At 58.6% G+C, this 13605-nt stretch carries 11 protein-coding genes and 4 pseudogenes; 5 read left to right on the forward strand and 10 right to left on the reverse strand.

Going from position 1 to position 13605, the window contains the following annotated elements:
- Positions 1-80 precede the first annotated feature (80 nt).
- From ACD590_RS24580 to ACD590_RS24600, 5 genes are all read left to right on the forward strand, one after another.
- The gene (locus ACD590_RS24580) at positions 81-830 is read left to right on the forward strand and encodes a GntR family transcriptional regulator (RefSeq protein ID WP_018245711.1); all 750 of its coding nucleotides are present in this window, start codon (positions 81-83) and stop codon (positions 828-830) included.
- 3 nt (positions 831-833) lie between these two features.
- Positions 834-1619 carry a transporter substrate-binding domain-containing protein gene (locus ACD590_RS24585; protein WP_018245710.1) on the forward strand — a complete coding sequence of 262 codons (786 nt, stop codon included), beginning with the start codon at positions 834-836 and terminating at the stop codon, positions 1617-1619.
- Between the two features lie 80 nt (positions 1620-1699).
- On the forward strand, positions 1700-2371 hold the full coding sequence (locus ACD590_RS24590) for an amino acid ABC transporter permease (RefSeq protein ID WP_018245709.1): 672 nt from the start codon (positions 1700-1702) through the stop codon (positions 2369-2371).
- On the forward strand, positions 2368-3027 hold the full coding sequence (locus tag ACD590_RS24595) for an amino acid ABC transporter permease (protein ID WP_018245708.1): 660 nt from the start codon (positions 2368-2370) through the stop codon (positions 3025-3027). Before ACD590_RS24590 ends, ACD590_RS24595 begins: the two co-directional genes overlap by 4 nt.
- The gene (locus ACD590_RS24600; RefSeq protein ID WP_018245707.1) at positions 3005-3730 is read left to right on the forward strand and encodes an amino acid ABC transporter ATP-binding protein; all 726 of its coding nucleotides are present in this window, start codon (positions 3005-3007) and stop codon (positions 3728-3730) included. The genes ACD590_RS24595 and ACD590_RS24600 overlap by 23 nt, the downstream gene beginning before the upstream one ends.
- A 151-nt stretch (positions 3731-3881) precedes the next feature.
- On the opposite strand, the pseudogene ACD590_RS24605 reads toward ACD590_RS24600, so the two are convergent.
- The 10 genes and pseudogenes from ACD590_RS24605 to ACD590_RS24650 form a co-directional block, all read right to left on the reverse strand.
- A pseudogene (locus ACD590_RS24605) lies at positions 3882-4250 on the reverse strand (type II toxin-antitoxin system RelE/ParE family toxin); the annotation flags it as partial.
- Positions 4250-4507 carry a ribbon-helix-helix domain-containing protein gene (locus ACD590_RS24610; RefSeq protein WP_018245705.1) on the reverse strand — a complete coding sequence of 86 codons (258 nt, stop codon included), beginning with the start codon at positions 4505-4507 and terminating at the stop codon, positions 4250-4252. The pseudogene ACD590_RS24605 and the gene ACD590_RS24610, both read right to left, overlap by 1 nt.
- A 268-nt stretch (positions 4508-4775) precedes the next feature.
- A pseudogene (locus tag ACD590_RS24615) lies at positions 4776-4865 on the reverse strand (PspA/IM30 family protein); the annotation flags it as partial.
- A 293-nt stretch (positions 4866-5158) separates the two neighbouring features.
- Positions 5159-6159: pseudogene (locus ACD590_RS24620) on the reverse strand (IS30 family transposase).
- A gap of 459 nt (positions 6160-6618) precedes the next feature.
- A pseudogene (locus ACD590_RS24625) lies at positions 6619-8045 on the reverse strand (ISNCY family transposase).
- A gap of 353 nt (positions 8046-8398) precedes the next feature.
- Positions 8399-9772, reverse strand: coding sequence for an ISNCY family transposase (locus ACD590_RS24630; protein ID WP_439002501.1), 1374 nt, complete (start codon positions 9770-9772; stop codon positions 8399-8401).
- Between the two features lie 269 nt (positions 9773-10041).
- Entirely contained in the window at positions 10042-10959 is a 918-nt protein-coding gene (locus ACD590_RS24635; protein WP_439003584.1) for an oxidoreductase, read from the reverse strand.
- 50 nt (positions 10960-11009) lie between these two features.
- Entirely contained in the window at positions 11010-11579 is a 570-nt protein-coding gene (locus tag ACD590_RS24640) for a TetR/AcrR family transcriptional regulator (RefSeq protein WP_047619845.1), read from the reverse strand.
- 421 nt (positions 11580-12000) lie between these two features.
- The gene (locus tag ACD590_RS24645; protein WP_018516617.1) at positions 12001-12345 is read right to left on the reverse strand and encodes a YkgJ family cysteine cluster protein; all 345 of its coding nucleotides are present in this window, start codon (positions 12343-12345) and stop codon (positions 12001-12003) included.
- Between the two features lie 162 nt (positions 12346-12507).
- Positions 12508-13515 (reverse strand): nitroreductase family protein, encoded by a 1008-nt coding sequence (locus ACD590_RS24650; protein ID WP_439003585.1) that lies wholly within the window; start codon positions 13513-13515, stop codon positions 12508-12510.
- Positions 13516-13605 lie beyond the last annotated feature (90 nt).

A 13605-nucleotide genomic window follows, 5' to 3' on the forward strand; every position in this document is an offset into this window, starting at 1 on the left:
AATTCCAGGGGGAGGGATCCGAGACATCTTGGAAATCCTGAACGCAGAATTTTGGCACGAGCTTTGCTTTCCTGTCTTGTATGCAAGATAGCCAGACATCTGAGACCACGCAGAAGACCATCGAGGAGACCATCGTCTCCGGGATTCTTTCAGCCAAAATTCGGCCTGGGACGCGTCTCAGCGAAAACCAGCTGGCAACGCTCTTCAGCGTGTCTCGAACCCGCGTTCGTGAAGCCATGATGCGCCTGGAAACACGCGGCATTGTGCATGTAAGTCCAAGACGAGGCTGGTTTGTCGTCGAGCCGTCCGCTGAAGAGGCGATCGCGGTCTATGAGGCACGGCGTGTCATCGAGGCCGGGTTGCTGCGCAGCATGCGCGTATTGACGGACGAGGGACGCAAAGCTCTCGACGCGCATTTGAACGAGGAAAAGACCGCAATGGCTGCGGGCGACCGCCAGCGCCTGACCTATTTGATGGGTGATTTCCACATCCGCATCGCAGAATTAAGCGGTAACGCCATCATCGTCGATATCCTTCGCGATCTCACCGCGCGGACGATCCTTATTTCGATGCTCTATCAGTCTGAATTTCACGCAGCACAGTCCCATGATGGGCACTGCCGCATCTTCGAGGCCATGCAAGCGGGCGATTTCGTCAGGGCTGCGGAGCTCTCCGTCGAACATCTGGACGAAGTGGAAATGGGCCTCGACCTGACCACGCGCCCGGATCCGCTCTCGGAGCTGCGCAGTTCCCTGTCACTCCCTCCCAAGGCCGTGTCCTCCGGCCCAACTGTCAAACCCAAAAAACCGCAACTTCAAAGGAGCAATTAAAACATGCTGACAAGACGAGTATTTTTCGCAATCGCGACCCTGGCTGCAACCTTTGGCTTCGGCTCCACGTCTCACGCCGATGCTCTCGCCGACATCACGGCGCGCGGTACGCTGCGTGTCGCCGTCCCGCAGGATTTTCCGCCCTTCGGCAGTGTCGGCACCGATATGGCGCCGATGGGCTATGATATCGATGTCGCCAATCTCATTGCCGAAAAGCTGGGCGTCAAGACCGAACTCGTGCCGGTCACCAGCGCCAATCGCGTCCCCTATCTGCAGACGAATAAGGTCGATCTGGTCATATCAAGCCTCGGCAAGAATGCCGAGCGCGAAAAGGTGATCGATTTCTCCGTAGCTTACGCACCCTTCTTCAACGGCGTGTTCGCGCCGGCCGATGTTTCGATCGCCAAGGTGGAAGATCTCGCGGGCAAGAGCATCGGCGTCACGCGCGGCGCTGTCGAAGATCTCGAGCTGACGAAGATCGCGCCAGCCGACGCGACGATCAAGCGCTACGAAGACAACAACGGCACTATCTCGGCCTTCCTGTCTGGCCAGGTCGACACCATTGCGACCGGCAACGTCGTGGCTGCTGCGATCCTCGCCAAAAATCCCCCCAAGCGCCCTGAGATGAAGTTCCTCATCAAGAACTCACCCTGCTACATCGGTCTCAACAAGGAACAGGCAGCCCTTCTGGAGAAGGTGAACGGCATTATCGCTGCGGCCAAAACCGATGGCGCGCTGAACGCCATATCGCAGAAGTGGCTCGGCGCCGATCTCCCGTCGGATCTGTAAGGAACCCGGTCTCACGGATGTCATCCCGCGCCGCGCGCGGGATGACATGACGCTCCGTCACCGCAAGAGGGGACAATTCCTTGAGTTACCATTTCGAATTCGGCTGGCTGCTTGAATATTATCCTGACATCATCAAGGGCATACTGATCACCCTGGAGCTCATCGCGATCGGCGGAGTGCTCGGCATTTCGCTCGGCATTTTCTGTGCCTGGGTGCGCGCACTCGGCCCGGCCTGGCTGAAGCCTGTCGTTGCGACCTATGTCGAACTGATCCGCAACACACCGTTCCTCATCCAGCTCTTTTTCATCTTTTTCGGTCTGCCGTCGCTCGGCCTCAAGCTTTCCGAACTGACGGCCGCCAACCTTGCGATGGTCGTCAACCTCGGCGCCTATAGCTGCGAGATTATCCGCGCGGGAATCCAGGCAACCCCGAAGGGCCAGTTCGAGGCAGGCGAGAGCCTTGCCATGACGCGCTTCGAAACCTTCCGGCATGTCGTTCTCGTGCCGTCCCTGCAGCGCATCTGGCCGGCGTTGTCGTCGCAAGTCGTCATCGTCATGCTCGGCTCATCGGTCGTGTCGCAGATCGCCGCCGAGGATCTGACCTTTGCCGCGAACTTCATACAATCGCGAACCTTCCGCGCCTTCGAGGCCTACATCGTCTCGACAGCCATCTATCTTGTGCTGGCGATCCTGCTCCGGCAGGTGCTGGCGGTGGTCGGCGGGTTCATTTTCCCGAGGAGGGCGGCGCGATGATCGAGTTCACACTCTGGGACATCCTGCGCAACCTGCTGCTCGCCACCCGCTGGACGGTCCTGCTTTCGCTCGTCTCGTTCATTGGCGGCGGTGCGGTCGGACTGGGGCTGCTCTTCCTGCGCATTAGCAAGCGCAAGGCATTCAGGGCGCTTGCGAAATATTATATCGAGCTCTTCCAGGGCACGCCGCTGCTGATGCAGCTCTTCATCGCTTTTTTCGGTCTCGGCCTTTTCGGGATAGATGTGCCGGCCTGGCTTGCTGCGGGATTGGCGCTCACTCTGTGGAGCGCCGCCTTCCTCGCCGAAATCTGGCGAGGCTGCGTCGAAGCGGTGGCGAGGGGTCAATGGGAAGCCTCCGCCAGCCTCGGCATGGGGCGGTTGCAGCAGATGCGCTACGTCATCCTCCCGCAGGCGCTGAGGGTCGCCATACCGCCCACGGTCGGTTTCTCCGTTCAAATCGTCAAGGGAACGGCGCTGACCTCGATCATCGGTTTTGTCGAATTGTCGAAAGCCGGCACGGTGGTCACCAATGCCACCTTCCAGCCCTTCACCGTCTACGGGCTCGTCGCCCTCATCTACTTCGCCCTCTGCTGGCCTTTGTCAAAAAGCAGCCAGATCCTGGAAAGGAAGCTCAATGTCGCTCATCGAAATCACTGAAGTCCGCAAGAGCTTTGGCACCACCGAGGTGCTGAAAGGCATCAATCTCGATGTGGAGGCCGGCGAAGTCATCGCCATTATCGGGAAGAGCGGTTCGGGCAAATCGACCCTGCTTCGCTGCATCAACGGCCTGGAGGCCATCACCGACGGCTCGATCTCCGTGGCCGGCGCGCAGCTCCTCGATGACGAAGTGCATCTGAAGGCATTGCGTCTCAAGGTCGGCATGATCTTTCAGCAGTTCAACCTCTTCCCGCACCTGACCGTCGGCGGCAACGTCATGCTGTCGCAGACCGTGGTCAAGAAGACCCCGAAAGCCGAAGCCGAGGCGACCGCCCGCAAGATGCTGGAGCGGGTAGGGCTGGGCCACAGGTTCGACGCCTATCCCGACGAGCTCTCGGGCGGCCAGCAGCAGCGCGTCGCCATCGCCCGCGCGCTCGCCATGCAGCCGACCGCACTTCTCTGCGACGAGATTACCTCCGCACTCGATCCGGAACTGGTCGCCGAAGTTCTGGCCGTGGTGCGCGAGCTTGCCGCCGAGGGAATGACGCTTCTGATGGTAACGCACGAGATGAAGTTCGCCCGCGATGTCTGCAGTCGCGTCGTCTTTATGCACCAGGGCCGCGTTCACGAAATAGGCCTGCCGGAGGAAGTCTTCGCCAATCCGCAGACGGCCGAGCTGAAGCAATTTCTCGGCGTCAATTAGGAAACGACGACATCTCTCGCTTATACCGGCCGGCATCGTCGTCGGGGATGGCGCGCGAGCGCCGCTTTGCTCGTGCGGAGGCAGACGAGGGAAGAGGCCGCGCATGCCAGACTATTGTGTCCGGTGGGCTGCTCATGGTCGACCGTCCGCAGGACTTCGACCGAGGGTGTCCCATCAACGTTTCATACTCTCTGTCGGTCAATCGTTCGACTGCCCGCAGCTGTGCGGGAATGTCCATCCGCTCGTGTAAGACCGCGGCAATGACGAAGGTTGCATCGTCAGCGACAATGTAGACGGCGTAATGGTGCTCGACTTTGTGCAATCGGAAGAGTGAGTTCCCGACGCGCTCGTCGCTCTTTGTCCTCACGCGGGCATAGGCTTCGGGGATGCCTTCAAATCCTGCCCGCAGCAGGCGGCCGTACGCCTTTGCCTGTTCGGGGGACCATTTGCGCGCCGTTTCGCGGACGGCCAAACGATAGTTATCAAGTGCGGCCGGCAGGATGAGAACGCGTGGAGCCACTAGCGCAGTTCTTCATCCAGTTCCGCGTCGACGGCATCAAGAGCCGAAAGGGGCAGCATTTCTCCGCGCCGGAATTCCCCTTCCGCCCGCAGCAGTGATCGGATGGCATAGCGGCGGTCTTCTTCGCGTGCCATATCTTCGCGAATAAGGGCGCGCACATATTCACTCGGGGTCGTGTACTGGCTCTTCCCGTTGGCGCGCATATCGACAAAGGCGCGCATTTCATCGGGCAAGCTCACATGCAGGCTGCTGGTCATGCCGCACCTTCCTTCAAATTTCTGAATGAATTGTTGTGTATCCATACCTCGATGTCAATATTTGACATCGAGACGTTCGGTTGCAGACCGGGATGCTCGCCTGGATCATGCAGGGACTCGCCAGATCGTAAGGGAATCCGTCTGATTAAGGCATCCAGCCGCAGATAGCGACGATGAATCTTTCCACCTGCTGGCCAACAAGCGAGCAGGCGCTCCAATCCGCAGGCGTGCCGGGAACGGCAGGCAATGCTGCCGTTCCCGGGAATTGTCAGTCTTTGCTGCCAGTAGGGGCGGGCAGCAAGACGGGCTCGGCCGAATGTCTCGGCAGCATCAATTGTGCAAGAATGTAGTCGGCTGAGCCCAAGCAGCTCGGCGGCTTGGACAACACTTAGGCGTCGATCACGGATCTTCTGAATGACTTCGAGGCGATGCAATTCTTTCTGCGACATGGTGATCAAACAGGGCATGACGACTCCGACCGCTCATGGTCTCGACCAGGCTGAAGGTCGTCATCCTTGCTCCCAACGTTGGCATTGACCAGAACGTCGAGAGGCGAGACTGTCGCATCTCTAACTGGCCCAACTGTCGCATTACTAAATAGCCCTGGAGAATCTACACCAAGTGCAACATGGGCGTTTGAAGGGTAGGGGATCAGCCGCATTCACGCAAATGCGCCATGAAGACCTCGGCCGGTGTTTTGTAGCCCAAGCACTTTCTTGGCAGCGAATTCAGCTGATGGGCGAGGTCGACAAGTTGCTTCTGAGCGACATTGGACAGATCCGTATCGCCAGGCATGAAGCGTCGAATGCGCTTGTTGGTGTTCTCGACAGCGCCTTTCTGCCAAGGCGAATTGGGATCGCAGAACCAGCTCCTGGCGCCGATCCCATCTTCCAAAGCCCTGAAAGCGGAGAACTCCGTGCCGCGATCAAAGGTGAAGCTTCGGCGTGCAAAAGACGGCAATGGTGAGAAGGCATGGATGATCTTGTCCATGATCGGTCGCGAGTGACGGCTGCGGTTCTTGATCATCACCGTATAGCGGCTCTTGCGCTCGACGAGAGAGGTGACGTTGGTCTCTCCGAGTTCACGCCGGAAGATCAGGAGATCGCCCTCCCAATGCCGAACTGTGATCGATCATCAATAAAATCAGGTCGTTGGGAGATTCTGTAGTCGAGTGGGATTAAGCCGTCGCGCGGTTTGCGTGCGCCGCGGCGCCGACGCCTGCGCCGTCGTTCCGGCAGGTGCTGATACAGCCCGAGCGGATAATCTTCCTTGCAATAGATGAAACGATAAATCGTTTCCGGGCAAATGCGCACAGGACTGACGCCATCGGCGAGAAGCCGGCCAGCGATCTGCTCAGGTGACCAATGCGCCTTCAGCCGGTCGATGACGAGATCGCGCAGATGCGGATGGCGTCTGAGTTTGCGCAGCCGTCGTCGGCGCTCCTTGCTCATGTCGTTGGCGATACCGCTGTAATAGCCGCTGTATTCCGGAAATTCGTGATCCTGGAACGTATTGCGTTTAAGCTCGCGATAGATCGTCGAACGATGACGACCGAGTTGGCGGGCAATCTCCGAGACGGAAATCTTGCGTTCTCTAAGATGAAAAAGACGCTTGCGATCAGGCAGGGTGAGCTGCGAATAGCAAAGGGACATGCATATATCTCCAAGGCGAAGCCATTGTTTTTATAAGCATGTCGCACTTGGAAATAGAATGTACCCCCCTTACATCAATTGTCAAAGCTGATTAGAGATGCGGCGGCGCTGGCCAGTTAGAAATGCGACACTGGCTCCTTGGGTCAGCCCCCGATCCGACCGGCTGGGGCGGGTTGCAAGGAAGGAGCGGGTGCGGGTGAGGGAGTGCCTCTTTGGCTTTAGCTTCCTCAATCTTCAAATGAAGTCCCTTGCGGTTTTCGCCGGAAGCGGACGTTGATGCATTAGCTATGGGCTGCTAAGAGACAGCCCGTCCAGACAAGAGCCACGTGGGGCGGCGCAACAAAATCCGACAATGAATTGGCCGCTCGCTGGATGGCAGGCTACGCGAGGCACGCGACCGGTGTCCAATAAGCTTGAAGGAAACCCCACAAATCGTCCGCAAGGGCCGAATGCGATCTATCACTCGGCCGCCTCCATGCGCGCCAGCGCCTTTTGCCTTTTGGCAATGACTTCCGGATCGTTCATGAAATCCGTCCGCCGGCCGGGTTTGCGACCGCGCTTCTGATAACCATTGCTCTTGCTGCCATCCGGTATCCCAAACATATGATCCGTCTGGCCAATGCGGCGAGGGCCGCTCTTGCTACGCTGCTGTTCCAGCCCAGCCTGCAGCTCGGCGACGATCGACAGGACGTCATCCAAACGCTTGTTCTCAACGACTTCGGATCGATGCACCGATCGCAACTTGTCGAAGGTTCTGTAGGGCAGGGCAAAGCTCTCGTGCATGATCTCGAGGCGACCGTCCGGGTAGTCGCAGACGACGACCTTCTTACCCGCCAGGGGGTAGAAAGGTCCGTCGGATCAAGAATGAACAGCACCTTGTCGTAGCGCAGCGTCAGGGCCTGCGACAGCGTGCGGACTTCCTTCCGGCACATGGCGCCGTCAAGGTTCTCATGATCGGCCAGTGGCCGATGCATATCCTTCGGATTGCGTGGCGGTTTGCCAAAACGGGAATTGAAATCCGCAATGAATTCTGATGCATAAGCGTTGGCCGCCTCGATCGTATCGATGCCACGAAGCCGCAATTCCTTGACCAGTCGATCCTGCAGCGTCTGGTTGGCGCGTTCTACGCGGCCTTTTGCTTGCGGGGTATTGGCGCGGATGATGTCGATGTTCAGCTCATAAAGCGCACGGCCAAACTGCGTCAGGCCGCTCGTCCGGTCTTTCTCCGACGCATGCGTGCTACGGAAAACACCATGCTTGTCGCTGTAGAAGGCCAGAGGTTTGCCCCATTGCTGCAGATAAGCCTTTGTCGCATGCAGATAGTCGAACGTGTTCTCTGACCCAGCGAACCGCAGATGCAGCAACTTGCCGGTGGCGTCATCGATATAAACAAGCAGAGCGCATTTGGGGCCGCGATTCTCGAACCACCAGTGATGTGAACCATCGATCTGCACGAGTTCACCGAAACAGTCGCGCCGGCCGCGCGGCTGGAAAACCCGCTTCTTACGCTCGCGTCGCGAGACCCATATGCCGGCCTCGGTCATCCATTGACGCAGCGTCTCCTTGGCGACCGAAATATGATGCAGTTCGATCAGCTTCTCGCGAGCCAGCGTCGGACCGAAATCCAGATACCGTTCGCGGATCAGGTCCAGCGCCGCATTGCGAAACTCCTCGCTGTGGCGCCGATTGCTTGGTCTCGATCGCTTCTTCGAAATCAGGCCGGCCGCACCGGAATGGTCATAGGCCTGCAGCAGCCTGTGCATCTGACTTCGGCTGAGCCCAAGCAGCTCGGCGGCTTGGACAACACTTAGGCGTCGATCACGGATCTTCTGAATGACTTCGAGGCGATGCAATTCTTTCTGCGACATGGTGATCAAACAGGGCATGACGACTCCGACCGCTCATGATCTCGACCAGGCTGAAGGTCGTCTCCTTGCTCCCAACGTTGGCATTGACCAGAACGTCGAGAGGCGAGACTGTCGCATCTCTAACTGGCCCAACTGTCGCATTACTAAATAGCCCCAACATCAATTGTGGCGGCAAGGTTGAATTGTCCGCCGGTTTGCAAAGTAGAAATGTCACTTTGGGCGCGTCTTCAGCCATTTAGAAATGCAACACTCGACATGTCCTTGCGCTGCGGCAAGCCCCCGACCGGACCGGCTGGGCCGGGTTGCAAGGGAAGGGAGGGGGCGGGTGAGACGCACCAACCGGCTTTAGCTTTGACAGTTGGAGCAGCCGGTCATTCCGCCGCCTGCTGCCGGGACAGCGCTCGAAGCCGGTTGGCGATGACGACTGGATCATTCATGAAATCCGTCTGCTTGCCCGGCTTGCGGCCCCGCGGTGTGTAACCGTTCTTCTCGCTGTTGGTCTTCACCTTCGGCGGCAATCGCTGATCCTGCTGTTCCTTGATGTAGGTCAGCACGTCGGAAAGCCGCTTGTTGTCGGTGATCGCTGCATGCGTCACCCGCTGGTCCTTGTCGAACACCCGATAGGACAGCGAATGGCCCTTCCAGCGCACGTCGAGCCGGCCATCGGCATAGGCATAGGTCTCGACATAGCGGCCGACCAGCCCACGCGTGATATCGGTCTCTTCCAGCATGATCCGCTGGCGCTCGAACGAGAATGTCAGCTGCGCCCCGACATACCGCTGCTCACGCTTGCACAGAATGTCCTTGAGCCGGTCCAACGCCAGGTTCACCGGCCGGTGCAGATTGTCAGATCGGGCAGGGGCAACCGCAAACCGCGCGTTGTAGCCTTCCATGAACGTCGGCAGAAACGCATTGCCCGCCTGCATGTCGCAGATCCCTGCCAATCGCATATCCTTGATCAATCGGTCCTGCAATGTCTGGTTCATGCGCTCGACGCGGCCCTTGGCCTGGCTTGAATTTGCGCAAAGAATCTCGATGTTTAGCTCGCAAAGCGCCCGGCCGAACTGGGTCATGCCCTGGCCGCCCTTGGCGTCCTTCTTCGCCACCCGGAACACCGAATGCTTGTCGGAATAAAACGCCACCGGCGCCCCGTGATCCTGCAGATAGAGTTCCAGCGCCGCAAAATAACTGAAGGCGCTTTCCGAGCGCACAAAGCGCAACTGCATCAGCTTGCCCGTCGCATCGTCGATGAACACCAAAAGCGTACATGGTGGCCCACGATCTTCGAACCAGCGATGCTCGGAGCCGTCGATCTGCACCAGCTCACCATAAGCCTCACGCCGCAATCGTGGCTGATGGAAGCTGCGACGCTGCTGGCGCGATTGCCAGATACCGGCCGCCGTCATCCATTGCCGAAGCGTCTCGCGCGACACCGTCAGCCCATCGAGCTCTGCAAGCTTCTCGGCCGCCAGCGTCGGCCCGAAATCCCAATAGCGCTCGCGAATGAGCGTCAAAGCATAATCGCGAAGCCCATCGTTGATCCGGTTGTTCGACAGCCGGCCGATCGCCTTGTGCCGGATCGACGCCGCGCCACCCGTTCTGATCCGCTCCAACAGCCGGCGCACCTGGCGCTCGCTCAGCGCCAGAACATGCGCCGCCGACACCAACGTCATTCGACCGTCGATGACTTTCGACAAAACCTCGATCCGCTGCAGGTCACGCTCGCTCATCGCAATCAGTCCCATCGGCAATCTCCCACGTCATCAAACGCGGGGAGTGTGACATTCCAACTTTGCAGAAACAGGACACTTCAACTTTGCGGCTACATCAATCGATCGCATAACGTAGTTTATGGAACTACTTCGAGAGAGGAAGAACATGGCTGTTTGCAAGCGTGCCCCAAAGGTGCAGCGGGACGAAAACTTCGGCGATCATAGATGTGGCTCCGCGAGTGCGGCCCTGATTTTTCCCTTGCTTTCTGTTTGAAGCATCTGCTTCGGGCTTAGTGTTTCTATCAGGCGGGGGCCAAGCCCGGATCGATCCCGGTCATCGCAATAGAGACGTCCCAGAGACGCTTTGACAGAGTTGGATCCTGGGCATCGGGGGCACGTTTCGCCTCACCGGACCGACCCCGAATTCCGCCAAACCCGGTTGGCCCGTAGTAACCACCCGGCATCACCTTGCCTGTCGCCGCCTGCAGCGCAGGCCAGGCCCCCTTAGCCGCGCTGTTGAGGAGCAGACCGACGATCGGACCCACGAGTTGGATGATCCCCATGTGCCGCCCAAGACTGGTACTCGCAACGCCCGGATGGCACCCGACAGCCGTAACTGGAGAATCTGCAGACCGTAGGCGCCGATCCAACTCGAAAAAAAACAGTGCGTTCGCCAACTTGCTGCCGCCGTAGCGGCCGTTCTTGTTATAGCTTTTCTCGGCGTTGAGGTCGTCCCAGTCGATCCTCCCCTTCAGGTGCGCAATGCTGGATGTCACGACGACACGCGATCCCGGCGTTTCTGCCAGCTTTGGCAAGAGCAACGTTGTCAGCCCAAAAACGCCAAGATGATTGACGCCGAACTGGGACTCGAAGCCTTGCTCGGTGCGTGTCAAGGGTGGGTTCATGATGCCTGCATTGTTGATCAACACGTCAATGCGCGGCTCTCTCGCGGCAATTTCAGCCGCAGCTCGAACGTTGTCGAGATCGCCCAGATCAAGCGGCAACCAGGCTAGATCAGCCTTTGGCGTGATATGCCTGATCCGCGCTATTGCCTGCTCTGCCCTAGTGCGTTCCCGGCATGCCAGTAGGACACGAGCGCCTCTTGCAGCAAGCACTTGTGAGATTTCAAAGCCAATACCTGCGTTGGCACCTGTGACGATGAAGGTCTTTCCCGTTTGGTCGGGAACACTCGCTTCCGTGAAACCAATAGATTGAGCCATGTCGCTTTCCTTTTGAATGAGTATTTAGGCACTCAATAATGAGTCAAATTTTATGCGGCAGTACCTTTCCAAAACAGGTCGAAACCAGCCTGTCGGATGTTCTTGTCCTGTTTCGGGTTGGCGGTTATCGCATTGATCGTGATTTCGGCAAGGCCGAACAGGACCGTATCGATATAGAAGTCAATCCTTTCAGGATCGGCACGTCCGGCAAGACATGCTGCGACGATTGCCCGTGCATCGCGGACCATGGCTTTGCTTTTTTGTCTGCTCTGCGCGGTTACCCGATCCGAAACCTTGAGCTGTCTGACAGCCTTTCGAGCCGTCGAATTGGTCAATCCCCAATCCACCAGACGGTCCCACACGCGTCTTAGCCTTTGGCGAGGAGCGTCCCCATCCGGATATGGAGCAAGCATCCGCTCCATCAGATCGATTTCGATCGACATGAAGAGTTGATTGAGAAGATCGTCCTTGGTTGGAAAATAAGTGAACAGCGTTCCCTCGGACACGCCCGCAGCCTTTGCAATCTTCGCGGTCGACGCCTCAGTTCCCAAGCGGGCTACAAAATCGCATGCCGCCTCAAGCAAGGCTTGCCGTTTTTCTTCGCTTAGAGGACGCGCCATATGACCGAGTTCAATTGAGTGAGTTATTACTCATCTAAATAAGTATCCCATTTGGAGAGTCAAGAGGATTTATTGACCAGCGGTTAGAACAGTAGCAGCTATTTTGAACGCATCACTGTGCTGCTAGGTGTTGTGGGCGCTGCCGTCTTTGGTCCTTGCCGTGACAGGACCCTCAGACAGCAAGCAGAGCCGAATGCTGACGAAGGAGCTGTTGGAAACGCTCGGCGTAGTCATCTGAGCGCTGCCAGCGCTACCCGCCACGCCGAGACTTTGGGCAAGTCCTCGAAGATTTGCTTTGAAACCACCGGATCGATCATGTCGGTCGCGGGTGTTGAATCGCCACAGTCGGTTTTAAAGTGCCGCGCCTAGCGCGCAATCGCGGTCATAGCCAACATTGGCGCGGGGGACCGCGCCACTCATCTCAGTTGATTGGCAAACGCGCATCGATGTGACCGGGCGGCAAACTTGGCTGACCGATCCCGAAGAACTCGCGCGCGGTCAGGCAAGCGCCATCCCCTGGTACGCAGGCGCGGCAGACGTCAGGCCGAAGGTCGTACACTTGACAGGATGTCTCCGAACCGACGCGACCGACCAGTGCGGAGCAACGCGCACCGTCGCAACGCATTCCCTGCTCGTTCGCGGCTACGAACTGCGCCGGCAGCAAATCGAGAGCAGCTTCTGTTTCGGTGGAAAATCTGGGCCAGGTCGACGAATAGGAGCAGCAGGCTCCGCAGCTTCGGCAATCAAAATCGATCAGTGATGTCATGAGCCGCTCCTACCACACAGCCTGCCAATGATAAAGCTGCCGGCTAACCGCTTCTCTTGGAGCGAGCCCATCCATCTTCGTCAGGCTCCTCGTCCTGACGTTGGGCCTCAAGCCGATCTTGCCGATGGTGTCGAGCGCTGCCGATCGCTCGACGATTGAGGCTTACCGGAGCGGCGGTTCGCGCGTCAGGACCATGTCGATCGGCTTTCGGGCCGATACCGGCACGCGGAATTCATCGCGCATGTGGCCGAAACCGATGAGCGTGATGATGATCTCGTTGTCGGGGATGCCGACGCAGGTCCGCATCTTGATATCCTGCTCGCGCGCCGCACTCCAGTTCAGCATGCAGGCGCCCAGTCCCTCCGCGTGGAGGCCAAGCGCCAGCGTCATGGCGAACATGCCGCCGTCCACCCATCCCTGGTTTCGTTCGCCGACCGTGTTCCAGTGCGACAGGTCGACCGTCACGACGAATACGCCGCCGAGCTGCTCGCCGAAGCCGCGATTGCCGTCGTGATGGGCGAGAACGCGGGCGATCGACGGCTTCTCGGTGAAGGCGTAGACACGGCATGTCTGTCGGTTGCAGCTCGAGGGCGATTGCTGGGCTGCGCGAATGGCCCTTTCGATCTTCTCGAATGCGACTGTCCTGTTGCTGTCATATTGGCGCACGCTGTGGCGCGCCTCCATGAAGGAGACAAAATCCATCCGCGCGTGCCTGACGATCTCGGCAGCACTCACCGTCTCGCTGCCGCCGAGCCGGATATTGTGCCCGGCGCCGGCAACGACGAGCAAATCGTCCAGCAGTGCCTGTGCCTCGCTGACATCGCCCTGCTCCGCGTTGAAGTCGACATAGGCCGAGAGCACGGAAAGGCTGATATCGGCCGAAGCGTCGCGGCCATGCTGCTCGATATAGCGACGCGTCTCCACCGCCAGCAGCCGCACCTTGTCCATGCCGAAGCCGTTGCGTGGATTGGAAAGCGACATTCCGTATTCCAACATATGCGCCAGGAGATGGATATGTGCCCGCCGGTTTTCGCGCGACTCTGCGCCATCGATGAAGGAGGCGCGGCGGAAACGGCGATAGTCATAGGCGAAATTCGCAAACAGGCGCCACGCCGTTCTGGCGCGGGTCTGGAAGGATGATGCGGAAGGCGCGGCTTTGGCCGAAGGCATGGCACGATTCCCCGGTGATGAGCAGGCGGTCTTGAAACTGCTGTCGTCGATGCAGGGTTATTCGTCTGCTCGGCCTCGTCAAACCCCCTG

The organism is Rhizobium sp. 862_C5_N1_2 (assembly GCF_051811205.1).
Classification (GTDB): Bacteria; Pseudomonadota; Alphaproteobacteria; order Rhizobiales; family Rhizobiaceae; genus Rhizobium; species Rhizobium leguminosarum.